Source organism: Candidatus Sulfurimonas baltica, from assembly GCF_015265455.1.
GTDB classification, from domain to species: Bacteria; Campylobacterota; Campylobacteria; order Campylobacterales; family Sulfurimonadaceae; genus Sulfurimonas; species Sulfurimonas baltica.
On sequence record NZ_CP054492.1, the window covers coordinates 2,048,700 to 2,073,315 of the forward strand.

The 24,616-nt window shown below is 33.6% G+C and carries 30 protein-coding genes and 1 tRNA gene; 10 read left to right on the forward strand and 21 right to left on the reverse strand.

All coding sequences use genetic code 11. From position 1 onward, the window contains the following. Positions 1-3 precede the first annotated feature (3 nt). Both hisH and HUE88_RS10290 read right to left on the reverse strand, forming a co-directional pair. A complete protein-coding gene (gene hisH / locus HUE88_RS10285) occupies positions 4-615 on the reverse strand; it encodes an imidazole glycerol phosphate synthase subunit HisH (protein WP_194368744.1) in 612 nt (203 codons plus the stop codon). Next, a complete protein-coding gene (locus HUE88_RS10290) occupies positions 612-1,517 on the reverse strand; it encodes a PDC sensor domain-containing protein (RefSeq protein WP_194368746.1) in 906 nt (301 codons plus the stop codon). Before HUE88_RS10290 ends, hisH begins: the two co-directional genes overlap by 4 nt. Positions 1,518-1,646: 129 nt before the next feature. Between HUE88_RS10290 and HUE88_RS10295 the strand changes: the two genes are divergently transcribed. Continuing rightward, the gene (locus HUE88_RS10295; RefSeq protein WP_194368748.1) at positions 1,647-2,531 is read left to right on the forward strand and encodes a lipid A biosynthesis lauroyl acyltransferase; all 885 of its coding nucleotides are present in this window, start codon (positions 1,647-1,649) and stop codon (positions 2,529-2,531) included. Between the two features lie 2 nt (positions 2,532-2,533). On the opposite strand, the gene HUE88_RS10300 is transcribed toward HUE88_RS10295, so the two are convergent. Genes HUE88_RS10300 through panB form a run of 3 tightly spaced genes read right to left on the reverse strand, consistent with a single transcriptional unit; the run spans position 2,534 to position 5,381 of the window. Then, positions 2,534-3,583 (reverse strand): AI-2E family transporter, encoded by a 1,050-nt coding sequence (locus tag HUE88_RS10300; protein WP_194368750.1) that lies wholly within the window; start codon positions 3,581-3,583, stop codon positions 2,534-2,536. Continuing rightward, a complete protein-coding gene (gene ruvB / locus HUE88_RS10305) occupies positions 3,580-4,590 on the reverse strand; it encodes a Holliday junction branch migration DNA helicase RuvB (RefSeq protein WP_194368752.1) in 1,011 nt (336 codons plus the stop codon). Before ruvB ends, HUE88_RS10300 begins: the two co-directional genes overlap by 4 nt. Continuing rightward, a complete protein-coding gene (panB, locus tag HUE88_RS10310) occupies positions 4,590-5,381 on the reverse strand; it encodes a 3-methyl-2-oxobutanoate hydroxymethyltransferase (protein ID WP_194368754.1) in 792 nt (263 codons plus the stop codon). Before panB ends, ruvB begins: the two co-directional genes overlap by 1 nt. Before the next feature lie 55 nt (positions 5,382-5,436). On the opposite strand from panB, the gene HUE88_RS10315 reads away from it, so the two are divergent. Beyond that, positions 5,437-5,838 (forward strand): Hpt domain-containing protein, encoded by a 402-nt coding sequence (locus HUE88_RS10315; protein ID WP_194368756.1) that lies wholly within the window; start codon positions 5,437-5,439, stop codon positions 5,836-5,838. Positions 5,839-5,843: 5 nt separating this feature from the next. After that, a complete protein-coding gene (trpA, locus tag HUE88_RS10320; RefSeq protein WP_194368758.1) occupies positions 5,844-6,584 on the forward strand; it encodes a tryptophan synthase subunit alpha in 741 nt (246 codons plus the stop codon). A gap of 227 nt (positions 6,585-6,811) precedes the next feature. On the opposite strand, the gene HUE88_RS10325 is transcribed toward trpA, so the two are convergent. The 12 genes from HUE88_RS10325 to HUE88_RS10380 form a co-directional block, all read right to left on the reverse strand. Then, a tRNA-Arg gene (locus HUE88_RS10325) sits at positions 6,812-6,888 on the reverse strand. 41 nt (positions 6,889-6,929) lie between these two features. Further along, entirely contained in the window at positions 6,930-7,154 is a 225-nt protein-coding gene (locus HUE88_RS10330) for a hypothetical protein (protein WP_194368760.1), read from the reverse strand. Positions 7,155-7,158: 4 nt separating this feature from the next. Next, positions 7,159-7,386, reverse strand: a complete 228-nt coding sequence (locus tag HUE88_RS10335) for a hypothetical protein (protein ID WP_194368762.1) — start codon at positions 7,384-7,386, stop codon at positions 7,159-7,161. 71 nt (positions 7,387-7,457) lie between these two features. Beyond that, a complete protein-coding gene (ruvX, locus tag HUE88_RS10340) occupies positions 7,458-7,853 on the reverse strand; it encodes a Holliday junction resolvase RuvX (RefSeq protein ID WP_194368764.1) in 396 nt (131 codons plus the stop codon). 4 nt (positions 7,854-7,857) lie between these two features. After that, positions 7,858-9,198 (reverse strand): tRNA uridine-5-carboxymethylaminomethyl(34) synthesis GTPase MnmE, encoded by a 1,341-nt coding sequence (mnmE, locus tag HUE88_RS10345; protein WP_194368766.1) that lies wholly within the window; start codon positions 9,196-9,198, stop codon positions 7,858-7,860. Between the two features lie 55 nt (positions 9,199-9,253). Next, entirely contained in the window at positions 9,254-10,198 is a 945-nt protein-coding gene (locus HUE88_RS10350; RefSeq protein WP_194368768.1) for a Jag N-terminal domain-containing protein, read from the reverse strand. Then, on the reverse strand, positions 10,191-11,816 hold the full coding sequence (gene yidC, locus HUE88_RS10355; protein ID WP_268245915.1) for a membrane protein insertase YidC: 1,626 nt from the start codon (positions 11,814-11,816) through the stop codon (positions 10,191-10,193). The genes HUE88_RS10350 and yidC overlap by 8 nt, the downstream gene beginning before the upstream one ends. 2 nt (positions 11,817-11,818) lie before the next feature. After that, a complete protein-coding gene (yidD, locus tag HUE88_RS10360; RefSeq protein WP_194368770.1) occupies positions 11,819-12,145 on the reverse strand; it encodes a membrane protein insertion efficiency factor YidD in 327 nt (108 codons plus the stop codon). Then, positions 12,146-12,490, reverse strand: coding sequence for a ribonuclease P protein component (rnpA, locus tag HUE88_RS10365; protein ID WP_347401034.1), 345 nt, complete (start codon positions 12,488-12,490; stop codon positions 12,146-12,148). Next, the gene (gene rpmH, locus HUE88_RS10370; protein ID WP_194367164.1) at positions 12,478-12,612 is read right to left on the reverse strand and encodes a 50S ribosomal protein L34; all 135 of its coding nucleotides are present in this window, start codon (positions 12,610-12,612) and stop codon (positions 12,478-12,480) included. The genes rnpA and rpmH overlap by 13 nt, the downstream gene beginning before the upstream one ends. 82 nt (positions 12,613-12,694) lie before the next feature. Further along, a complete protein-coding gene (locus HUE88_RS10375) occupies positions 12,695-13,048 on the reverse strand; it encodes a hypothetical protein (RefSeq protein WP_194368772.1) in 354 nt (117 codons plus the stop codon). Between the two features lie 24 nt (positions 13,049-13,072). Next, on the reverse strand, positions 13,073-15,649 hold the full coding sequence (locus tag HUE88_RS10380; RefSeq protein ID WP_194368774.1) for an ATP-dependent Clp protease ATP-binding subunit: 2,577 nt from the start codon (positions 15,647-15,649) through the stop codon (positions 13,073-13,075). Positions 15,650-15,817: 168 nt separating this feature from the next. Here HUE88_RS10380 and HUE88_RS10385 point away from each other — a divergent pair, with 168 nt between their 5' ends. Further along, the gene (locus HUE88_RS10385; RefSeq protein ID WP_194368775.1) at positions 15,818-16,495 is read left to right on the forward strand and encodes a nitroreductase; all 678 of its coding nucleotides are present in this window, start codon (positions 15,818-15,820) and stop codon (positions 16,493-16,495) included. Between the two features lie 6 nt (positions 16,496-16,501). Here the strand turns inward: HUE88_RS10385 and HUE88_RS10390 are convergent, their stop codons facing one another. Together HUE88_RS10390 and HUE88_RS10395 are read right to left on the reverse strand one after the other, a co-directional pair. After that, positions 16,502-17,365 carry a 1-aminocyclopropane-1-carboxylate deaminase gene (locus HUE88_RS10390; protein ID WP_229860068.1) on the reverse strand — a complete coding sequence of 288 codons (864 nt, stop codon included), beginning with the start codon at positions 17,363-17,365 and terminating at the stop codon, positions 16,502-16,504. A 4-nt stretch (positions 17,366-17,369) separates the two neighbouring features. Then, positions 17,370-18,197: a peptidylprolyl isomerase gene (locus tag HUE88_RS10395; protein ID WP_194368777.1), complete on the reverse strand. Its 828-nt coding sequence runs from the start codon at positions 18,195-18,197 to the stop codon at positions 17,370-17,372. Positions 18,198-18,281: 84 nt separating this feature from the next. Between HUE88_RS10395 and nth the strand changes: the two genes are divergently transcribed. The 3 genes from nth (at position 18,282) to HUE88_RS10410 (ending at position 19,784) form a co-directional block, all read left to right on the forward strand. After that, positions 18,282-18,923, forward strand: a complete 642-nt coding sequence (gene nth / locus HUE88_RS10400; RefSeq protein ID WP_194372632.1) for an endonuclease III — start codon at positions 18,282-18,284, stop codon at positions 18,921-18,923. 36 nt (positions 18,924-18,959) lie between these two features. After that, positions 18,960-19,199, forward strand: a complete 240-nt coding sequence (locus HUE88_RS10405; protein WP_194368779.1) for a hypothetical protein — start codon at positions 18,960-18,962, stop codon at positions 19,197-19,199. Positions 19,200-19,469: 270 nt separating this feature from the next. Further along, positions 19,470-19,784 carry a hypothetical protein gene (locus HUE88_RS10410; protein WP_194368781.1) on the forward strand — a complete coding sequence of 105 codons (315 nt, stop codon included), beginning with the start codon at positions 19,470-19,472 and terminating at the stop codon, positions 19,782-19,784. Positions 19,785-19,822: 38 nt separating this feature from the next. On the opposite strand, the gene cmoA is transcribed toward HUE88_RS10410, so the two are convergent. Beyond that, positions 19,823-20,530, reverse strand: coding sequence for a carboxy-S-adenosyl-L-methionine synthase CmoA (gene cmoA, locus HUE88_RS10415; RefSeq protein WP_194368783.1), 708 nt, complete (start codon positions 20,528-20,530; stop codon positions 19,823-19,825). Between the two features lie 34 nt (positions 20,531-20,564). On the opposite strand from cmoA, the gene HUE88_RS10420 reads away from it, so the two are divergent. Next, positions 20,565-20,930, forward strand: a complete 366-nt coding sequence (locus tag HUE88_RS10420; protein WP_229860069.1) for a hypothetical protein — start codon at positions 20,565-20,567, stop codon at positions 20,928-20,930. 1 nt (position 20,931) lies between these two features. On the opposite strand, the gene fbaA is transcribed toward HUE88_RS10420, so the two are convergent. After that, positions 20,932-22,005 (reverse strand): class II fructose-bisphosphate aldolase, encoded by a 1,074-nt coding sequence (fbaA, locus tag HUE88_RS10425; RefSeq protein ID WP_194368785.1) that lies wholly within the window; start codon positions 22,003-22,005, stop codon positions 20,932-20,934. Between the two features lie 119 nt (positions 22,006-22,124). Between fbaA and HUE88_RS10430 the strand changes: the two genes are divergently transcribed. Both HUE88_RS10430 and HUE88_RS10435 read left to right on the forward strand, forming a co-directional pair. Beyond that, a complete protein-coding gene (locus HUE88_RS10430) occupies positions 22,125-22,781 on the forward strand; it encodes a hypothetical protein (RefSeq protein ID WP_194368786.1) in 657 nt (218 codons plus the stop codon). Further along, positions 22,765-24,438 carry a flagellar assembly protein A gene (locus tag HUE88_RS10435; protein WP_229860203.1) on the forward strand — a complete coding sequence of 558 codons (1,674 nt, stop codon included), beginning with the start codon at positions 22,765-22,767 and terminating at the stop codon, positions 24,436-24,438. The genes HUE88_RS10430 and HUE88_RS10435 overlap by 17 nt, the downstream gene beginning before the upstream one ends. Positions 24,439-24,616 lie beyond the last annotated feature (178 nt).

Consider the following 24,616-nt stretch of genomic DNA (forward strand, 5'->3'; position numbering starts at 1 on the left):
TTCCTATAGTTTAATAAAATTTTCTAATATTTTAAGACCATTTTCATGGCTTTTTTCAGGGTGAGGCTGAATTCCCATCACGTTAGAATGAGAAACAGCTGATGTAAATTCGTACCCATAGTTGGTTCGCCCTATGATATCCTTTTCATCTGTACAATTAACATGAAAAGTATGCACGAAATAGAGATAATGTTCTTCATCTAAATTTTCAAATAGTGGATGCTCTTTGGTGAACATTCTATTCCATCCCATATGTGGAACTTTAAGTGGTTCGCTAAATTTAGTTACATCAAAAGCCGTTACACTACCTTTGATTAAGCCTAATCCTTTATGCTGACCAAACTCTTCACTAGATTCAAAAAGTAACTGCATTCCAAGACAAATGCCTAACATGTACTTGCCACTTTTGGCGTACTCTCGTAAAGGTTCAATCATGTTTCGCTCTCTTAAGTGTTCCATTGCATCGCCAAAAGCTCCAACACCAGGAAGAATTAATTTATCATAATTTTTAAACTTTGCAGGATCGCTCTCAACAACTGTTTCTTCACCCAACTTTATAAATGCATTTTGCACGCTTGCCAAATTTCCCATGTTATAATCTACTATTGCTATCATTCTTCACTTTTCACTTTTGTAAATTTTATGTACACTGCCAATGTTACAAGTAGCATTGCTACTCCTGCCACTATATACATTGAATACAGTAACTTTTCTGGATCTGTTATAGCAAATTTGAATACTAACATCAATGCTTCAATGGATAAAGCAATAATTATAGAGCCTAAAAACCGAACCATTGTCTTATGCGGTCCTGAAATATTATACTCTTTATGTCTTCCTAATATTTCTTCTTCTATCAATGTTTTTGCCAAGTCAAATATAGCAAGGGCTAAAGTAAGTAGAATAGTTGCTTCAAAGACATATTTTATTTCAAAGTGCGAAGGTGATATTTCATATTCAAAAAAGCTCTGTACCCCTTTAAAAAAAAGCAACATTGCTATTCCTATAAGTGCTACTGAAAAGGCCAGATAAGAATACATAAACAACTTCGAAAAGAATGAGTCAAACGTATTTTGATGAGATATTTTTATTACTTCATCTAGAGGCATATCAAAACATGCCACATATAATAGATTTCCATTTTCATCAAAAATAGGTTGAGAGGTAGTTACCGTCAACTCTTGCGTAATAAGAGATGGGTAAGGGTCTGTAATAGTACATCTGCCCTCTCTAACTGCACGGTAATAATAGGCTCTGTCAGCCCTTATCTTTCCAATATCACTTTCAATCTGTTTATGAGCCGTGTGTGTAGGAGTAACTTGAACGCCACGCTTGTCAAGAAGATAAACTCCTTCACAATTTTCTAAATCTGCTTTTATCTTTAAAAGACGAGGCATTATCATATCAACAGAAAGAGAAGGCAATCTATTTGGAATATTTTTAGAAAATAGATAACAAAAATATGCTCTAGCCTTTGTACGACCCTCTGAAAAATTTTGTATATCTGCTGCAACCATCTTTTATTGCCTTGTTTAAAATTAGCGTGATTATAGCAAAGGCTTAATAACAAGAAGATTATATGTTACTTTTTATATATAAGCATTTTGCTATAATTGCATTTATTAACTATAGGAGTTATTTAACTGATGGGATTTAAACTATTTACACTAATTGAAAAAATTTTAATGCTTTTACCAAATACTTTTAGAAAGAAATTTTTTTCTACACTAGGGACTATTGCCTACTACGCTTCTTCTAGATACAGAGATGTTGCATATAAAAATCTTGACTTTGCATTTGATGGCAAGATGAGTAAAAAAGAGAAAGATGAAATAGTACGCTACAGTTTTAAAAACCTTCTGTTTAACTTTTTGCATCTTATGGAAATTAGACATATGAGTATTGATGATTTAAAGAACAAGATAACGATACAAAATATTGAATCTGTTAAAAAAGCACATGAAGCTGGTCGCTCGGTTATCTATGTGACTCCCCACTATTCAGCTTGGGAACTTGGAGGAACATCTATCGCTGCCTTTATAGAACCAATTACGGCAGTTTTTAAAAAAATGAAAAATGAAAAATATCAAGAGTGGGTACTAGAGTCAAGAGGCAAGTTTGGCAACAAGTCTTTAGAAAAAGCAAATGTTATAAAGCCACTTATAAAACTAATAAAAAAAGGTGAAGCTTGTGGCATAGTTATAGATACAGCTATTAATCCAAGAGAAGGGTTAGAAGTAATGTTTTTAGGTAAAAGTGTTCGTCAAACCTCGACACCGGCATATCTTGCTAGAAAATACAACGCTGCTATTATACCAATAACCATTCGCACAGATGATGAGGACAACTATACACTTATGCTTTTTGATGAAATTGTGGTTGAAAAGAGCGATGATGAGTCAGCTGACATTCAAAAAGCCACTCAACTTCAAGCAGATTGGCTAACTAAACTTATCAGCGATGAGCCAAAATTTTGGTTTTGGATTCATCGTAGATGGAAGAGTGAATATCCAGAGATATATAAAAAATAAATCTACGGAGTTTTTTCTTCACACTCTTTTGTTCTCGCTTCAAAAAGCTTCATGATTGTTAAGAAAAAAGCTGTTATAGCAGGTCCTAAAATCATACCCCAAAAACCAAAAGTCGCGAGCCCAGCTATTATTGCAAAAAATATTACAAGCTCATTCATTCTGGCATCATCCTCTTTTAAAAGTCTTGTACTTATCTCTTTTATAATTAATGGCTTAATGAATGTATCTGCAACTACTGAAATCATCAAAATAGAATATAGAGCAATGAATACCGCATTTGTATTATCTCCAGTTGAAAATTCATACATACTAAATGGAAGCCACATTAGTGTTCCCCCAACTACGGGAATAAGAGATGCAAATCCATACATAATTCCAAAAAGAAGTCCATTGTACCCCATAAAAGATATGACAATGCCAAAGAGTGCACCTTGAAACATTGCATTTATCAATATAGAGTAAAATACAACACTCATTACAGATGATAGTTCTTTAGAGAGAAGGGTGGTCTCATCAACAGACATCTGCACAACTCGTTTTAGGAATTCCACTATTGCTGAGCCATTATATTGAGCAAAAAAATAGAAAATTATCACTAAAAAAGCATTTTTCAAGAAACCTGCACTGAATGCACCAACCTTCCCTGTTATAGATATGGCATTAGATGCAAGTGAGTTTATATCTATCTCTTCCAAGTACTCAACTGTATATGGTTTTAAAAAAGCTAAAAATTTTGGTGGATTTTGTATTGTATTGTTTATATATAATTCTATACTATCAAATACCTGTGGCTCAAGAGAATTTAGTTTTATAGTTAAAGTAGCTAAAAAGTATCCTAGTGGAGCAAAGAATAAAATAGCTAATAAAAAGCTTGAACTCAAAGCTGCCAATAGCTTGTTTTTAAATAATCGTTCAAATAACTCTTGAATATCAGAAGTAGAGATTGCCAAAAGTGCGGCGATTGTAATAACTAATAAAAATGGAGAATACAATAAATACATCCAATAAAGAGATGTTGCAAAAAGTATGGCTACAAAATATTGTGGTTTCAAAATAAAAGCTCTTCTTGGTCTGGAAACGAAATATTCAAAATGTCATATGTGCTTCTTGTTGCTTTTCTTCCCTTTGCTGTTCTCTCTAGATACCCGTTTGCAATCAAATAAGGTTCAAGAACATCTTCAACTGTTCCCTCATCTTCACTTAGAGCAGCTGCTATAGTACTTAGTCCAATGGCTCTCCCATTTGCACCTGCTAAAAGATTTAAGAGCCTTATATCCATTTCGTCAAATCCATGTGAGTTTATACCAAGCTCCTCTAATGCATACTCTGCTCTTGAGTGTCTTATATCCCTCTCGTTTGCAACATCTGCAAAATCTCTAACACGTTTTAAAAGACGCAATGCTATTCTAGGAGTTCCACGACTTCTTTTAGCTATTTCCATACTGGCATCATACACTATCTTTTTATCTAATTTAGTAGATGCTTGCGTTATAATTTTTGACAACTCGTCATGAGTGTAAAACTGCATTCTAAAGTTCATACCAAATCTGTCTCGTAAAGGGCTTGAAAGCATCCCAGCCCTTGTTGTTGCGCCTATTAAAGTAAATCTCGGCAAGTCAATTTTAACGGTTTGAGCAGCTGGTCCACTACCGATTATAATATCTATGCGAAAATCTTCCATTGACGAGTATAGTATCTCTTCTACTGCTGGTGAGAGACGATGAATTTCATCTATAAAAAGTATATCGCCCTCTTCTAGGTTTGTAAGCAGAGCCGCTAAATCTCCACTTTTTTCTATCATTGGAGCAGCAGTGACTTTAATATTTGCATTCATCTCGCTCGCAATAATTAGAGCTAAAGTAGTTTTTCCAAGCCCTGGAGGTCCAAAAAACAGAACATGGTCTAGAGCCTCATTTCTTTTTTTACTGGCTTCTATAAAAACTCCGAGATTTTTTTTAATCTGCTCTTGACCAATATACTCATTCCAAGCATTAGGACGAAGAGTTATTTCTATGGTTTCTTCATTCTCAAACTTCTCGATCTCAACCAATCTTTCCATTAATAAGTGTGTTCCTCTTTTGGAAATTCTTTAGTTTTTACATCATTGGAATAACTTAACATTGCTTGCTTAACCAAAAAAGCGCCATCCATATACTTTTTTACAAACTTTGGTGTAAACTCTTCAAAAAGTCCCAACATATCAGAGAAAACAAGAACTTGTCCATCAACATCTTTACCAGCACCGATTCCTATAACTGGAATAGAGACACAAGCAGCTACTTCAGCAGCTACTTCAGCTTTAACACCCTCTATAACCATGCAAAATGCCCCGGCATCTTCTATTGCTCTTGCATCTTTAATAAGCTGAAGCTTCTCCTCTTCTGTTTTACCTTTAACCTTATAGCCACCCTCACCACGTACAGCTTGAGGGAGTAAGCCAATATGTCCACACACAGCTATACCGTTTGAGCAAAGATATGAAACAATATCAGCTTTATCTTCTCCTCCCTCTATTTTAATACTATCTGCAGAAGTTTCTTGAAAGACTCTTATTGCATTTTTAAGTGCATCTTCTTTATTTGTGTAGGTTCCAAATGGCATATCGCAGATGATAAAACTACTTTGCGCACCTTGGCACACTGCGTTAGTGTGATATATCATTTGTTCCAAAGTAGCACTCAACGTGTCACGTTTACCTGCAAAACTCATATTTAAACTATCACCGACTAAAATCATATCAGAGTATGGTGCTAATAGTTTTGCAAAAAGTGCATCGTACGAAGTAACCATCACCAAAGGCCTGTCACCTTTAGCTTTTTTAATAGAAGTTATTGTCATTTTTTTATTCATACAGGTATTTTAACCAAAAATTGCTATAATTATAACTATATAGGAGAAATATTTAATGGGCATAAGAAGTGATTTAGATGCTAGCTTTGATTATGAAATAGTTGATGAATTTTTGGACCACTACTCTATGATGGTTGATAATATGGAAACCATGATAATCGATTTATCAAGACCTAACATGTTTGAGCAGAGTATAAATGAACTCTTTCGTGTATTTCATAATATTAAATCTGCATCTGGATATTTAAAAATTGAGCAGATGTCAAAACTATCAGCTTTTGTTGAAGACTCTCTTGAGCAAATAAGAACTAGCCATCAAAGCGTAAATGAAGAGACAGTCAATTGGTTACTTAGAATTAGTGATATGTATGCTCAATGGAATGAAGATTTAAAGCTCAACAACTCACTTAGCCACATTAAATATACTCTGCTTAAATTACCTGATTTGGAAAAATAATATAAATGAAAAAACTAGTAGCATACATAACTTCTGGGTATCCAGAAAAATCTTTCACAGTTGACTTAGCCTTAGCCCTAGGAGATAGTGGTGTTGATTCACTTGAATTGGGAGTTCCATTTTCTGACCCAGTTGCAGATGGACCGTTAATAGAAAAAGCAAATCATAAATCGTTGGAACTTGGCTTTAAATTCAAGCACCTTTTAGAGATTTCAAAAGAGGTTGCACCACATGTTGATACATTATGGATGGGGTATTTCAATAGCTTTTACCAGCAAGATATGAATAAACTAATTCCACATGCAAAAGAGCTTGGAGTTAGCGGATTAATTATCCCTGATTTACCACATGAGGAAGCATTAATCTACAGTGAACTATTTAAGTCAAACGACATATCAAATATAAGTTTTGTTGCTCCGACAGATAGTGAGGCAAGAATTAAAGATGTAGTTACAAATTCTCAAAAATTCATATATATGGTTGCATATACAGGGATAACCGGATCAGGTAAGGCAGAAGATTTACAACCATTTTTACACTCAATAAAAAAATATACTAAAACACCAACTTATGTAGGTTTTGGGGTAAATAAAAATAGTGCAAAGGAAAAAGTAAAAGGTGCAGACGGTGTAATTGTTGGTAGTGCATTTGTTGATATACTTTTAAAAGAAAACCTGAACTATGCACAAAAAATTAAAGAGTGTGGTGAGTTAGCTAATATCTTAAAAAATGAGATAAATAGTTAATCTTCATCTATAAACTAAAAGAGCAAGATTGTCGGTTTATTGTGAATAAAGAAACAGCATCACGATCGCAGATGCTGTTTATATGTTGTTCTCTTAAACTTTATGAAATAAATTACTGTAAATAAATCAAAATGGGTATTGTAGATTCTAAATCTGTTGATACTTAATTAAAAAAATGGTAAGAATTCTATGTGTGGAGTATTATTCTTTAGGGTTCTAACGAAATATGGTGCGCCCGACAGGAGTCGAACCTGTGACCTTCGGTACCGCAAACCGATGCTCTATCCAGCTGAGCTACGAGCGCACATTTTAAGTAGGTCGAAATTATACCATCTCAAGCTTATTTTATCCTAAATCATCGCACTTTTTTATAATTTCTTTCATTTTTTGTTCTTGAGTAAACAGCTCATGATTTTTTCTAACATATGATTGAAGTAAAACCTTTAAATCATTATTGCCGTTTATGTTAAAATCTTTTGCCATTTCTTGCTTTAAAAATAGTGAAAACTCCTCTTCAACATCAACATCAAAGTGACGGCCACCTATATTTAAGCCTATTTTTACACTCATTTTATTAGCCTAAAATACTTTCAATTTTATCTACTATTTCTTCAATCTCTAAGTCTTTCAAGCTATTTTGTTCTATCAATCTTTCTATCTCTTGACTCTTTATTTCGCTTTCAGCCTTTAATGTAACCAATTCAATCCGGAACTTTTCGTTTTCACCTTTGAGTGAGTGATATTTATGTAATATATCTGACACTTTTTCATTTAGTAACTGCAAATTTGTTTGATTGTTCATAAAAATCCTATTTTTTTGTATAAGCATAATTCTATCACAAAGTAAATTATAAAATTATTACTGTTTAGTTTCTAATTTTTTAGAGTTTTAAGATACCTCTGAAGGATAATCATTGCTGAAATTGAGTCAACTCGTCCATCACGAATGTATTTTATCTCACCTTTCATCATATTTTCTGCTTCAAGTGATGAGTGACTTTCATCTTGGTAAAAAACTTCACCTTTAAAATCAACCAGATTCATAAAATGAGTAACTCTGCGACGCATTTCATCTTCGCTACTACCACCTATAGGGATTCCAACAACTACCGCATCAGCTTCCCACTCGTCAATGACTTTTTTAACTTCGGATGAGGCTTGATTACGATTTTTTCTCTCAACCCCTTTTAACGGAGATACAATATCTTTATGAGCAGAGTACGCTAATCCTATTCTTTTGAGGCCTAAGTCTATTGCTATGTATTTCATACTCTTATTTTCCTAAACAGAAGCTGCCAAACATTTTATCAAGCATCTCATCATTTTCAAAAGGTCTGGTTATAGAAGCCATCTCTTTTACAGCTTCATTTAGATGAAAAGAGAATATTTCTAGCTCTTGATCTTTAAGCGGGAATAGTGCCTCTTCGATATTTGCCAAAGTATTCTCAACTGCCGATATCTGTCTTTGAGATATTAACATCATCTCATCAGAACTATTTGTTGTGTCCATAATCTTTTTTAGTGTTTCGATAAGCTCATCGACACTCTCTTTAGAGTTAATTTGCATGTCAAATTCTAAGCCTGCATGTAAGAACTTTGAATTTAAATCTATTTTATTTTTGACAAATAAAACATGTTTATTTTGTGTATGTGAGTTTATTAAAGATAATATCTGCTCATCTTCACCGTCCGCTTCTCTGGAGCCATCAAAGAGTGCTATAACGATATCGCTCTGTTCTATTGCCTCTAATGAGCGCTCAATACCTATACGCTCTATCTCATCACTAGCTTCTCGTATACCTGCAGTATCAACAATACGAATTAGATGAGTTCCAATTTTCACCTGCTCTTCTATAGTATCTCTTGTTGTGCCGGCTATTTCACTAACTATTGCTCGATTATAATTTAACAGAGAGTTTAATAGTGAGCTTTTACCAACATTTGGCTTCCCTACTATTGCTACCTTAAACCCTTGCATTAAACCCTCTCTCGCCTTGCTAGCCAAAAGAGTTGAGCTTAGAGATTTTTTTAACTCTTCAAGTTTTTTCTCAATTTGTAGCACTAAATCCTCAGGTAAATCTTCCTCTGCATAATCAATGCTAACTTCAGAATAAGCAAGTATATGAATAATATCATCTCGGATTTTCTCTATATACTCTTTAAGTGAGCCTTTCATCTGTTTAGCTAAAATTTTTGCGGCATCTTCACTTTTTGCTTCAATCAACTGCGCAATTGCCTCTGCTTCGCTTAAATCTATTCGACCATTGAAAAAAGCACGTTTACTGAATTCTCCTGCATTTGCTAGCCTAGCACCAAAACCAATCGTTGCTTTTAATATACTCTGTGCAACTATAAAACCGCCGTGACATTGAATCTCTACTACATCTTCAGCAGTAAACGAAAATGGCGCTTTAAAGTATATAATTATTGATTCGTCAATTAATTCACCATTTTGATTATATACATTTGATAAGCTAGCATATCTTGGTGGGAAATCTTTTTTATTCGTAAGTTTTGTCGCTATTTCTAAAGCTCTATCTCCGCTTATTCGGATTATAGCAATGGAACCAATACCATTAGCTGTTGCAATGGCACTAATAGTGTCGCTGTTCATTTATTGGTCTCCTTTGCTTGAAAAACAAGTTCTCAAAGAAAAAACTCGTTTTTAATTAGTTGTAATACTCATTTATTATTATAAATTTTAGTCCGTCCCGAGTAGAGCGGATTGCTACATACTTGTTAGGATATTTTTCGCGAAGCTCTCTTAGGGCTATTTGAACAAGAACACCATCTAGTATCTTAGTTTGCGCTTTTCCATCTCTATCAATATTTTCATAAACACCTTCTAAATATCTTACTACAGATTCTTCCTGATTTTTCAGAAATTCTGCAATTTCAAGACGAAGCTGTAGTTTGTACTTTGTATTAATCCAGTTAAATATCATATATGAAAGAGCTTTATATCTGTATCCCTCTTTACCGATAAGAAGAGCCGCATCTTCTCCTTTAAATTCAATAAGTAGTGTAGCATCATCATATGCACTTACTTCGATCTTATCAATTTTAAAACAAGTTAGGTCAAAAAGTGTATTTATCTCTTTTTCAACAGTTTTAGCAACTTCTCTGGCGTTTGTATTATCTTTAACATCTTCTTTATGCGTATGTGCTTCATCTTCATCATAATCTGCTGTGAAGTTAATATCTGCCATATCATAATCTTCATCATCTTGAGTGCTTACAAATGATTCTGGCATTATTGTGTCATTAAAAATATTGTGCTCAGATTTTTTATTTGTTTGCTTAGGCTTAGATCTTTTTCTATTTTGTTTTTGTTCACTCTCTTGTTTTACTGTCTGCTTAATTTCTTGTTTTGCAACTTCTCTAACTTCTTCTTTAATTTCTTTTTTATACTCTTGAATTGGTTCTTTGAATAAATTTTCAGAACTTGCAATCTTCTTTGTAACGATAATAATAGCACTCTTTTTAAAAAGTCCTAAAAAGCCGCTACTTGGAGATTGAACAACTTCAACATTTAACTCAGTCACAGAACACTCTAGTTTTAAAGCAGCACTTTTATAAGCTTCTTCTAAAGTTACTGATTCTATTTTAATCATTTTTTTTCTCCGTTTTATGGGCAATAGCCACCTCTATATCTTTTGCATTTTTAAATTGTTGATTTACAATAAATTGCTGCGCTATTGAAAAAAGATTGTTTACAAACCAGTAAAGCACTAGACCAGATGGGAATGTCACAAAGAAGAAAGTAAAAATTATTGGTAAAAACTTAAATACCTTCTCTTGCATTGGGTCTGTAAAATTACTTGGAGTAAGCTTTTGCTGATAGTACATTGATGCACCCATAAGAATAGGGAGCACAAAAGTAGAGTCCATTCTTGACAAATCCTGAACCCACAACATCCAAGGAGCACCTTGCAGTTCAACAGCATTTAAAAGAACACGATAGATTGCAAAGAACACAGGTATTTGCAGTAGCATTGGAAGACAGCCCCCAAGTGGATTTGCTCCGTGCTTTTTATACAAATCCATTACTGCTGCATTCATACGCTGCGGGTCACCTTTGTATTTTGCTTGAACAGCTTTAACCTGTGGTGCAATATTTTTCATCTTCTGCATAGAGACCATGCCCTTATATGTCAGAGGATAAAGAACAACCCTGATAATAAGAGTAAGTGCAATAATAGACCAACCCCAGTTACCTAGAATTCCATGTAACCACAATAGAAGCTGAAAAAGTGGTTTAGAAGCAAAAGTAAACCAGCCATATTCGATAGCATTTGTTAAGACTGGGTTTATACTTTTTAATGTTTTGTACTCTTTTTGCCCAATATAACCATTAAAATCAATATTTTGTGTTGCCTCAAAATATACTACCGGATTATCATCTCTATCTCTTTCTATAACAATATTTGTGTCTTTTGTAAATCCGTACATTATTGATGCAGAGTATTGATCAAATGCAGATATAAGTTCAACTCCACTAAAAGTTTTTCTACCTTCAGCATCTCCATCTTCAACGATAGTTACAATGCCGTCATCTGTGTAAACCATTGCTCCCGAGACAGTCATCATTTGCTCAGTTATCTCTGGTCTTTGACCTAAATAAATAAAATATCTTTTATTATCAGAAAGCAAAACTTTAGCATCATAATGTCCATCAGGATAAAAAGTAATCTCTTTAGTAACTGTTAAATTAGATAATTTTTGAGTTAAAACAACTTTTTTTGCACCATCTTTTACATCAAGCGCTGAAATATTTGCAATATATGCAGTCTTAGTCGCCTCTTCGTTTAGGTTTGTGTCTAAGAATCTAATAAAGAGAGGTTTTGTTCCTGTAGCTGGGATAAGTTGCGCATGATTATCCTCTTTGTCATTAAACTTTTCATCCAGAAGTTCTGTAGATGAGATACGACCTAGTGTGTCCATTTTAAGTATAAAGTGCTTATTCGAAACTGTCACTAAAGTACTTAAGTCATTTGCCACCTTACTCTCTTGCGGTGAAATTTCATGTCCTGCTACATTAGAGACTGAGTTTGGTAATATGTTTGAAGCTTGTTGATTTTTAGAAGCCACATCACTTTTACTATTGCTTTGTTTTACTTGTGCCATTTCTGGCTGCTCTGGTGGGAAAATTGCTGTATAAGCTACGAAAAATACGACTGAAAGTAGCACGGCTACCATTAATCTTTGATTTGGTGTCATTTTGTCTAACACGGTCACCCTTTATATGAAAAATTTTTTATAATATGAAAACGGTTTTTTTTATTTGGAACCAACCAATATTTTATAGAATCAACCCTTAAGTTTGCGGGCTTTAAAGACAGTTTGTCAAGTAGTGGGTACTCAATACCACCGTCAAATAATTGATTACAACGGAGTATTCTAGTGAAAGTGTGGTAAAAAGCACTTGAAAGTGAATTATTTTCAAAATGAATTCTTGCATATTCGCTGCAAGATGGGTAATATCTACAACTTCCAAAACCAATAAGCGTAAAAAATTTCTGATAAAGCCATAAAAGCTTCAGCAATACTTCTCTAATCATCTACTTTTGCTCTATTACATGCAGTCTATTTAAAACTTTTTTGAAATCATTTTGAAAGACGTCATGAGTAATATCATTTATTGCAATTTTTGCAACAAAAATATATGTGCCATCTTTAAGATTTGGGGAATATTCACGAAATTCAGCTCTAAGTTTTCGCTTAGCTCTGTTTCTTTTTACAGCATTGCCAATTTTTTTAGTAGCAGTAAATCCAACTTTGTGAGTGTTTTGTGTGGGAAGAAAAAAGAGTACTACACTGCCTGAGTGAGAATCTTTTCCTTTTCTATATATATACTGAAACTCGCGATGGAGTTTCAGTGTATAGAAGTTGCCTAAACTGTCAATCTTTTACGACCTTTAGCACGACGACGATTTATTATTCTACGACCATTCTTTGTTGCCATTCTAGCTCTGAAACCGTGAGTTCTTTTTCTCGGCGTATTATGGGGTTGGTATGTTCTTTTCATAGACATATCCTTATTTAAAATTAAGTTCGAAATATTACATAAAACTTACTTAAAGGGTGGTTAAGTTTTGTAAAAGCTTTTGCTACTTACTTATAAACTCTTTTAATGTCGCCGAATGAGACTGGTCAAAAGAGTTTGAAAAATCAAAAAGTTTCTCTTTTTCGCCAACATGACAATCTCTGCACCCTTGAATTACATCGTGTTCTCTCACATTCGATGCATTGATTTTGGACATTGGATGACATGCAAAACAGTCTGCCCCACAATCTGCCATCTTGTTTGGATCTGCGGAGTGACAGTTTATACATGTGAGCATAGGCTTATGCCTTAAATCTTCATTTATTGTGGGGACAAGATTAGGGTGACATGTCAAACAATCCCCCGTACAAGCGAATACAGATAAAGTTAAAAATGCCATTAGTACCAAATATTTCATAGTGAAATTATAGCCTCTTTTTATTTACGATACTTTTACTTTTATCTCACCGTTTTGCATATTAAACTCTACATGTGAGCCTTCAACAACATTCCCCTCAAGTATAAGGTCGGCTAGTCTGTCTTCTACTATCTCATACAATGCACGCTTAAGAGGTCTAGCACCATAAACAGGGTCAAATCCAGCCTCTGCTATGTAAGCCTTTGCGTCCGCACTCAGAGTAAGCTGTATATCCCTTTGCTCAACTTTTTTGGCAATCTCTTTAAAGAATATATCTACTATATCTACAATCTGCTCGCGTCCTAGTGCATTAAAAATAACTATATCATCTAAACGGTTTAGAAATTCCGGCTTAAATGCTTGTTTTAACTCACTTAAAACCATGTTTTGAAGTTCTTCTGAATTTGGATTATTTATAATTTTATCACTCGCAATATTAGAAGTTAAAATAATAATAGTATTTGTAAAGTCAACTGTCACTCCCTTGTTATCAGTAAGTCTGCCATCGTCCAATACCTGCAGCAACATGTTAAAAACATCAGGATGTGCTTTTTCCACCTCATCAAAAAGTACAACACTATATGGTTTTCTTCTAACTGCCTCTGTTAGCTGCCCACCCTCTTCATAGCCTACATATCCCGGAGCCGCTCCAACCAAACGTGAGACTGCATGTTTTTCCATGTACTCACTCATGTCTATTCTTATAAGTGCATCTTGTGAATCAAAAAGAAACTTTGCCAAAGTTTTTGCTGTTTGTGTTTTACCAACTCCCGTCGGTCCCAAAAACAGAAAACTTCCTATTGGTGAAGATGCATCTGACAAACCTGCTTTGTTTCTTTTAATAGCGCGAGCAACAGCGTGTGTTGCTTTACCTTGTCCGACTACATCTTTATTCAGTTCATCTTCAACATTTAAGATTTTATCTTTATCCGCCTGAAGCATCTTGTGCACCGGGATTTTTGTCCATCTTGAGACAATTGAAGCTATCGCCTCCTCATCAACACTGTTTTTAAGAAGGGTTCCTGCGCTTTGAAGTTTTTCCCAGTTGCTGTTTATTTTTTTCTCTTCTTCTAAAAGAGCCGGTATTTCACCATACTCTATCTCCGCTGCACGATTAAATTCAGATGAACTTTTTGCTATATTTGCTTCTCTACGTTTAGCCTCTATCTCATTTTTAACAGTTGATATTTTTTCAAATACCTCCTTTTCTGTCGCAAACTGAACTTCCAAATCTCTCACTTTCTCATCAACATCTGCTAACTCTTTTGTTATCTCTACAAGTCGCTTTGCATTCGCCGGCGTGTCTTCCATTTTAAGAGCTTCTTGCTCTACATGTAACTCTGAACTTTTTATCTTTTCATGACTTAAAACATGTGGTTCTGACTCTATCTGCATTTTGAGTTCTGCTGCCGCTTCATCAATTAGATCTATTGCCTTATCGGGTAAGAATCTGTCTGCAATGTATCTGTCCGAGAGTTTAGCAGCTGCGACCAGAGCACTATCTGTAATTGTTACATTATGGTGGGTCTCTAAACGCTCTTTTATCCCCCTAAGAATTTGCAAAGATTGGTTTACTGTTGGCTCATCAAGGTTAATTGGTAAAAAACGTCTTTGCAGAGCTGTATCTTTTTCAAAATATTTTCTATACTCTTTTAGTGTTGTTGCCCCAATAGTATGAAGCTCACCGCGGGCAAGAGCAGGTTTTAGGATATTTGCCGCATCCATACTACCCTCACTTGCTCCTGCTCCAATAATAGTGTGAATCTCATCAATAAAAAGTATAATATTTCCACTTTTCTTTACTTCATTAATAACCGCTTTAAGTCTATCTTCGAACTCCCCTCTATACTTGGCCCCTGCAATAAGTGCACTCATATCAAGCGCTATTACTTTTTTGTTTTGAAGAGATGTTGGAACTTTACCATCTGTAATTCTTTGAGCAAGTCCTTCTACTAACGCTGTTTTACCGACTCCTGGCTCACCTAGAAGCATAGGATTATTTTTTGTCTTACGGATTAGTATCTGCATCATACGAGTTATCTCTTCATCACGCCCTATGACAGGGGAAAGCTTTCCTTCCCTTGCCTCTGCCGTTAAATCTATTCCATATTTTTCTAATGACTCTAGAGTCTCATCTGAACTTTGTGAATCAATTTTTGAACCACCCCTTGATGCTTCAATATTTTTTGCAAGTTCTGACATGTCAATATATTTTTTTAATATTGTAGAGTATGGTTCATTTTTTAAATTAGCTAATATATAAGTGTCAACTGCCAAAAATGAGTCTCCATTTTTTGTCATTAACCCTGCCCCGTTCTCTAAGGTTTGAACAAAATTCTTAGATAACCTGATACTCTCTTTTGAAACTGTTGAAGATTTCGGAAGTTTTTCGCTCAAACTTTTTACATCTAACTCCATTGCAATTTTATCTATATTCATTTTATTAAACATCTGATTTAGTACAGAGTTTGAATTAGTAAGAAGAGCCCACAAGAAGTGAATCGACTCAACTTCCTGATTTTTGTTGTGTAGTGCTAAAGATATTGATGACTCTATTGCTTCAGTCATATTATTTGTTAATTTTTCAAAGATACCGCTCATTTATAAATCCTTTAATGCTTAGATAATCCAAACTAAATATAATTATATTTAACTTTTGTGCATTATAGCAAGTTGAGTCACTCATTGTCAAGGTTTCTCACTGCAAAAAATCAATATAAAATTTAGTTATTTGTATTATAATTGCATAATTATTTAATAGGATTTAATATGTCAACAATTTTAGAGGCTATCAAGAACCGCTCATCAAAAAGAGCCTATCTTCCTAAGGAAATCTCAAAAGATATTCAAGAAAAAATCTTAAATGCAGCAGCGATGACACCAAGTGGGGCAAATATGCAACCTTGGATTACTTATGCTATTAGCAACAAAGATGTACTTAAGAGTATAGGTGATGCTATCATTTCAAAAATGCAAAGTGGTGTTGAAAAAGATCAATTTATTCAGTATTATCCTGTAAATTGGGTAGCTCCATATAAAAAAAGACGAGTAGAAACTGGATCCGGACTATATAAGCTTATGGAAGTTGATAGAAAAGATATCGATACTCGCACAAAAATGTGGCATGATAATTTTAGATGGTTTGGTGCTCAAACTGTTTTTTTTGTATTTACAGATAAAGCTAATATTGATGGTTCACAGGGTGCCCTGCTTGATTGTGGAGCATACATGCAGAGCATTATGCTGGCTGCTCAGGAGTATGGAGTAGATAGTTGCCCTCAGGGCTCTACAACAGAGTTTGGAAAGGTTGTTGCTCAAGTTTTAGATATTCCAGACAACCTGGCACTTCTTTACAGCGTTGTTTTGGGCTATGAAGATAAAGATGCAAAAATAAACTCTTACCAACCAAAGAGAGTTGAGCTTAAAGAGAATGTGATTTTTATATAGAAGTTTTCAAAAGGGATAAATCCCTTTTTGCTTGTACCTCTGTAACATACTCTCGTTTCCTGTAACTCCGCCACTATGAATATACATAATCTCTTCATCCGTTTGCTCCAGCAAACATTTCCACATTCCAGGAGCATAGAGCAAATCAAACTCAATTCCTGCTTCTAAAAGTTTTTTCTGTACATGTAGAAACTCTGGGTATGGCTTTGCAAAGTGGTATTTTTTTTCAGGTTCTAAAAATATTAAGTTCTCGGGGATAGCGTGGAATGCACTCATCTGCTCTTTTAGGTAAGTTACATCTCCTACACAAGGAGTAGTATAAACTTTGTACTCAGGTAGAGATAAAGCTAAAAACAAAGCTGTTGTTCCTGTGCCTGATGGGGTAGCAAGAGATTTAACATGTAAATCGTGTTCTCTTATCTCTTGCGCCAATACTTCCAATCCAGCTCTGGCTTCTTCAGTAGCACCGCCTTGGTCGACAATATATGTTTTATCATCCAAATTCATTCTTATAGAGGCTATAAAATCTTTATAAAATTCATAATCAACCTCTACATGTAACATTCCTAGATTTTTTGCTATAAAAAAATTACCATGGTTTTCACTTTTTTGGGTTTCACCTATCGGCTTTGTATAGTAGACAAACTCCCAATCTTTCTCTGCGCACATTGCGGCAATAGCAAGCATTGCATTCGATTGAGTTCCACCATAAGAAATTATTTTATTAAATTTATGAGAAGGAGTTTTTAAAAGTGTATATAGTTTACGATATTTATTACCAGCTAGATATGGATCTATTAAATCGTCTCGTTTTACATAAAATGTCCTACTCTCTAAAGTTAATTTAGAGATAGGAGATTTTTTAATCATATTATTATTTAATTGTTGCTTTCTTCTCTAAAACTTTCATTTTTTCTATCATTACAGCTTTAGCTTGTTCCATTTTTAATCTTTGAGAAATTTCTTCTTTAACTTCTTCAAATGATTTTGTTTGTTTATCTTTTCTGTCTTCAAGGTAAATCAGGTGATATCCAAACTGTGTTTTAACCGGAGCAGATACCGTTTCAACTTCCATGCTAAATACTTTATCACTAAAAGCCGGTACCATCTGTCCTGGAGCAAAATATCCTAAGTCCCCACCTTTTGGTCCACTTGGTCCTGTTGATTTTGCTTTTGCTAAATCCATAAATTTATTTCTTAAAGCAACACCTTTTAAACCTTTTAACTCTTTAGCAATGCTTTTAGCTGTATCTTCTGTTTCAACTAAAATATGGCGAGCGTGAGCGCTCTCTTTTTCGTTAAACTCTTCTTTATTTTTATCGTAATAGCTTTTAAGATCTTTGTCTGAAATTTTTATCTTATCTACTTCTCTTTTTTGCCAAACTTGAATTGCAATCTCTTTTTTAATACTAGCTACTACCTCTTCATATCTATCTTTAAAATCTTTTGACTTTAAGACGCCTGTCTTTTTTGCGTCGTCATATATTAACTCTTTTGCAACCAGCTGCTCTAAAACTTGCTTTCTAAACTCTGCTTGCTTGTCAACCGGAACTTGATTGAATCTACCCTGTGTTGCTTGCATTAACTCTCTGTCAACATCTTCTTGAGTAATCGCGGTATCATTAACCGTTGCTAGTGTTTGTGCTGTCACAATTGTCGATAGAAGTGCCAAAGACACTACCAATTTAGTTGTTATTTTCATTAAGATTCCTTATTAAGTTAAAAATTTTAGTAACTTAATACTAATGATTATTAAACAGAGTGTAATATTGCTTATATGATTAAAATAAAAAAAGCAACAAAAAAAGAAATTACAGAGATTCATCAGCTATTTATTGATAGATACAGTGACGCAGTAACCGAGCTTGAATACAAAAATGCCTATGAATTAGTTGTTGCTGTTGCGCTATCTGCTCAGTGTACCGACAAACGAGTAAACCTTATAACTCCTGAACTGTTTTTAAAATATCCAGACCCGTTATCTTTGGCGAATGCAAAACTAGATGATGTAAAAGCACTTATAAATAGCTGCTCATTTTTTAATAATAAAGCGAAAAATATATTACTGATGGCAAAAAGAGTTGTTGAAATATATAATGGTGAAATACCGATGGATGAAAAAGAGTTAATAACACTTGCTGGTGTCGGTCAAAAAACTGCAAATGTTGTCATGATAGAGTACACGGGGGCAAACCTTATGGCAGTTGACACTCATGTATTTCGAGTTTCGCACCGTCTTGGTCTAAGTGATGACAAAACTGCTATAAAAACAGAAGCCACTTTAGTTAAAAAGTTTAAAAATAATCTCCATGCGCTTCATCAGGGGATGGTGCTGTTTGGTCGCTATATTTGTAAAGCAAAAAACCCTTCTTGCGAAGAGTGTTTTTTAACTCAGTATTGTAAAACTAAAGAGAGTTTCAAGGTTTAGTATTAATATTGGATTACTATTTGCTTAGTACACCTTATGATTAAATTATTATTACTTACTTCAACACTTTTCCTATTATCGGCATGTGTGAATAAGCACGGCATCTCAGCTAAATACTATAGTGACTGCAATGAGTATTATGATTTACAGGGCTTCTACCATAAAAAATGTGGAGATGATGACATTGTCACATATAAGCAACTAGAAGATGTGGCTAAAAAAGCTATTGACTATGTTAGCGGTGAGGATGAAAAACCAAAAGGTAATGTTTGGTAAGTAAAATCTTCTTAATAAATCTACTACTTTCATATTAGTACAAAACGCTATACTAAAAACAAAACTAATCTATTTTCTATTAAACACTACAATTATAAGTTTTTAGTCACATTCTACTTATAATATAACATAAATAACGACTTTTTACTGACTATTATAGTGTATAATTATCTTTACTATTCATTTACTTTATAACTATAAACTTTCGAATGCAAACAAGGTATCAATAAAATATCTTAAATTAACAAACTGCAATTAAGAGGAAATAAAATGAAAAAAGTAGTATTAGCTAGTATGATAATGATAGGTGCATTAAATGCAAATGTAGTTGAAATCGCTTTAGACGCAGGTTACTGCAATGGTGAAGGTCATAAGGTGAGTATGTCTGACAATGCTAGAGCTCTTCTTGTTAAATATGAGAAAAGCGGATCTGATTTAGTTCTTGAAAAAGCTTTAAAATCAGGTTATTGTAATGGCGAAGGTCATTCAACTGAAAGAAACACTATAGCTAGTAATGCTAAACTAAGTAATTCTACTTGTCCAATAGAAGAAGCAATGAATGCTTCGTGGAGTGATGAAGCATAATCCTTATGCTTCATTAACACTTAGCAATAAAGTGGCTTTTACTTTATTGCTATAAATGTTGCGAAATTTGCCCATCTAAATACTACTTCACAATGAGAAAACCCACAATTTTTAGCCATTTTAATATTCTCTTCTTCACTATATGGGACTAAGACGTTCTCTAGTGCTTCTCGTTTTTGCATTATCTCATACTCCGAGTAGCCCTGCTCTTTTTTAAAGTCGTAATAACACTCTATCAAATCTTTATTGAGTTTTGAATGGTGACTTATCACCTTTTCACTAAATATAAAAACTTTCTCTTTTTTTAGTGAGTCTGCTATCTTCTTTACGAGCTCCTCACGAACAAGCGGACGGATAAACTGAAGAGTATAATTACTAACGATTACATCAGCCTTTTTATAATCATATTCTAATATATCAGCATTTTCAAGCTCAACATTAGCACCAAGTGCCAAGCACTTTTTCCTTGCTTGTTCTAGCATGGCTTCTGAATTATCAAGTCCAACTAAAGTAGCTTTGCATTTTAGTTGTTTACTTATATTTATAAGCAGAGATGCTGTTGATGAACCTAAATCATACATAATAGAGCCATCTTCTAAGTGCTTTAGGGAGAAGAACTCAGTAATTTTTTGTGACTCTCTATAATAAGGGACACTTCTGTTTAACATGTCATCAAAAACTGCTGCAACTTCTTCATCAAACTCAAATTGTTTTTTTATTGGTTTTGTAAATACTTTATCATTCATAACGCAATTCTAGCAAAATTCTTATGATACAATTATGAATAAAGGTTTAACTATTATGGAATTTGATATATCAACTCTTATGATTGTATTTTTCATTATATTATTTGTCATTAGTATGTGGAAAATTTATGCTTTTTTACCAAATGAGCAACTAGAAGATGATGACACTACTCAAGAGTCCAAAGAAGAACTTACAAAACTAGTTCTACATGTAATAAAATCAAACAGTGCTGAACTCTCTTTAGATGAGTTGTATGAAAAAATAAAAAGTAGTGAAAATTTTAATGAAAAACATTACTGGAGATTTAATAAAAATAGGCTAAATATTATTTTAAATAGCTATTACATAAAATATCCACATGCTAAAAGCATCGCGGATATTTATGAAAATTTAAAATAGCTTAGTTTCTATTTTTTGCATTTAAGTTTGAGTATGCCTCTTCTACTCTGGAAATAAGCGTAGTTTGCCCTGCTCTTAGCCATTTTCTTGGATCGTAATAATTTTTATTTGGTTTATCTTCACCTTGTGGATTTCCAATTTGACCTTGTAGGTAATCTTTATTCTTCTCATAATAATCTTTTACACCAATCCAAGTAGCCCACTGAGTATCTGTATCTATGTTCATTTTAATAACACCATAACCGATAGCCTCTTCAATTTCGCTAGGCTCTGAACCAGAACCGCCATGAAATACAAAGTTTACAGGCTTTTCACCTGTTTTGAATTTTTCTTGAATATATTTTTGGGAGTTGTCTAAAATTTTTGGAGTCAATTGCACATTACCAGGCTTATAAACACCATGAACATTTCCAAATGATGCAGCAATTGTAAAGTTTGGTGAGATTTCTTTTAACTCTGCATATGCATAGGCAACGTCTTCTGGCTGAGTGTATAAAAGAGCATTGTCGATACTGCTGTTGTCAACACCATCTTCTTCTCCGCCTGTACAACCTAGCTCAATCTCGATGCTCATTCCTATTTTACTCATGCGTGACAAGTAAGCTTTACATGTAGATATATTCTCTTCCAACGATTCTTCAGAGAGGTCTAACATGTGAGATGAGAAAAGAGGTTTTCCATGAGTTTTAAAGTAATCTTCGCTTGCGCTAAGCAATGCATCTATCCATGGAAGCAACTTTTTTGCAGCGTGGTCAGTATGAAGAATTACCGCAACACCGTAAGCCTCTGCCATCATGTGAACATGCATGGCACCAGAAATTGCACCTGCTATCGCTGCTTTTTCATTTTCATTACTTAAACCCTTACCAGCATAAAATGATGCACCGCCATTACTAAACTGAATAATTACAGGAGAATTAACTTTTGCAGCAGACTCTAGTATCGCATTTATGGAGTCGGTACCTACAACATTTACTGCTGGAATAGCAAACCCCGCATCCTTTGCATGTTGATAAACTTTTTGCACATCATCACCAAATAATACACCTGGTTTCACAATATCTAAAATACCCATAATCAAATCCCTACTTTTTATATATTTATTATTGTGCCATTATATTGTAGGGTACATTTAAAATAACTTTTTTAAAAACTTTTTATGCTAAAATACTAAAAAACAAGTTGGGAAGCCTCATGAGATTAACACTAGATGAATACTGCAAGCACTTTAAAATGTCAAAAGAGATGGTTAACTCAAAACTAAAAGCAAAAAAATTAAACTATATTATCGAAGATGGCGCTACATTTATAATAGTAACAAGAAGCTCTCTTGAGAGTGACAGAAGAGTCGGAATTGATCAAGGAAAAAAAGAGGTAGAAGTAATCAAAACTAAAACTACCGTTGCGACCGTTATTGCTCTTTACCAAAAAGAGAATGCTTTTCTTAAAGAGAAAATAATGCAACTAGAGATGAAAGTAGATAAACTCATAGGTGACAAAGAGCAGATGCTTCGGGATGAAAGGGATAAAATAGAGCAAGTTTACAGCGCTAAAGATGCACAGTTAAAAAATATTTTAGAACTTGTGAATAATAAAATGATGCTTGAGCGCGAACACACTAAAATGCATGAATTGGAAAGTTTTGTGCACCAGGGCGAGGCTGAACTTGTAGAGAATGGGAAAGTAGAGCTTAAAGAGTATCTAAAATCACTAGGCATAAAGTCTTCTCAAAGAAAAATTATAAAAAATCGTTTTTTAGAAGTATATGACAGTGACATAAGAATAATTAGAGAATCTGGAAAACTATACTTAGATTTTTCAAAATATGATTATAGTGATTTACTTGCATAATAAAAAAATAAAGACCAAAAATATCAGTAACTCCATAGGCAAGTTTGCCGCAGAACATTTACTGAAAACATCAGAATATGATTTCAATATAAACCAGGTTGACACTTACATAAAAACAATTGCTGATGATGACTTTTTGCTTTACAAAGATGATCCTAAAAATTACTATAATGATAAAAATAAATTAATCAATGAACATGTACAGTTTCAGCAATTTTATATCATAACAATAAAAGCACCGATAAAGTGTGTACTTAGCCTTGACTACACCATCAAATATACGGACAACAACACGAGCGCTTATATAATTTTAAATCCCGACTCTCACATACCTTACAAAACATACAAACCCAAAGAGATATATTTGCTTCTATTAAAAGAGCTAAATAAAATAAAAGCTCAAAATAAAATTTTAGTAAATATTTTTGACAATCAGATGAAAGATAAATTAAAAGCTTTTACTAAACACCTATATCAGGGTAAGTTTAGTAAAAAAATCAAGATTCCTCTTTTTGATGGTATTGAGCCGGAGATTAGCAGAAATAGCAAACTTATAATGCACTTTTTAAAAAAACAAAATAATCATCAAGTTGCAGAAGTTAATGAAGGAGAGGTGCTAGTTGAGTTTATAAAACCGATTTTTGGAAAAAATGGCCTTAATGCTTTTGGTGAGATTATCACAAATAATTATTCAAATAATAAAGATGATTTAGAAGCGGATATTGACAGCGATACAATAGAGATAATAGAAGATGAAAAAACAAAAATCTACAAAAGCAAAATCAAAGGATATGTACAGTTCAATAAAAAAGAGTTGTATATTGACAATAAATTAAAGATTAGCAAGCTTTCACGTGTTCAAAATGCTTTGGCAAAAGATGAAGACAATAATATAGAAGTGACAGTATCTCAAAATGACACATCCATAGATAGTATTGGTGAGGGTGTTAGATTGACATCAGAGAGTATCCACATAAATGGGCACATCGGTGCTAAAAGCGTACTTGAAGCTGTTAACCTAAAAATTGACGGAGCAACGCATACTGAGTCTATTCAAAAAGCAAAATTTGCTGATATAAACAGACACAAAGGAAAACTGAGGTGTCATAAAGCAAAAATAAAACTATTAGAAGGTGGAGTGATTCACGCAACACATGTAGAGGTAGAGGCATCTCTAGGCGGCACTATATATGCCGAAGATGTAATAATAGGACATGTTAAAAACAATCTGAAAGTTTATGCTTCAAATTCAATCACCATAAGACTTGTCAGTGGTGAAGATAATCTTTTTAAGATTAATTATAGAGACATCCCAACTTTGAATAGTAAACTTAACTTTTTAGATAAGGAGATAGAGGATCTTAAGTATACGCTTGATGGAGCATTAAAGCATACTCAATCTCAAGTTCCAATTCTTAAAGATAAGATAAAAAAACTACAAAATCAAAAATACAAAATAGTAAACAGTGCAAAAAGTGCAAAAATAACTATTACAGAGCCACTAAAAGGGCTAAACACAATAACATTCACTCTAAATGATAAAGATGAACTTACATATAAAACTGATGCTAGATTGTATAAGCCTTTTTACATAGAAGAATCAGAAGATTATATTATCCTCCACCCCACAAATAAAAAAATCCCTACAGAATCTTAAATATATACACATAAAGTTTAAAAAACGAAAATAGCATAGATATTTTAACGCAATTATAATACGGTTTACCGTATGTTTTGTATAATATTGTATATTTTTAATTGCTTAATGATTATATTTAATACGCTATACACTGTTTTATAGTATATATATATCATATTAATATGATTTAAATGTA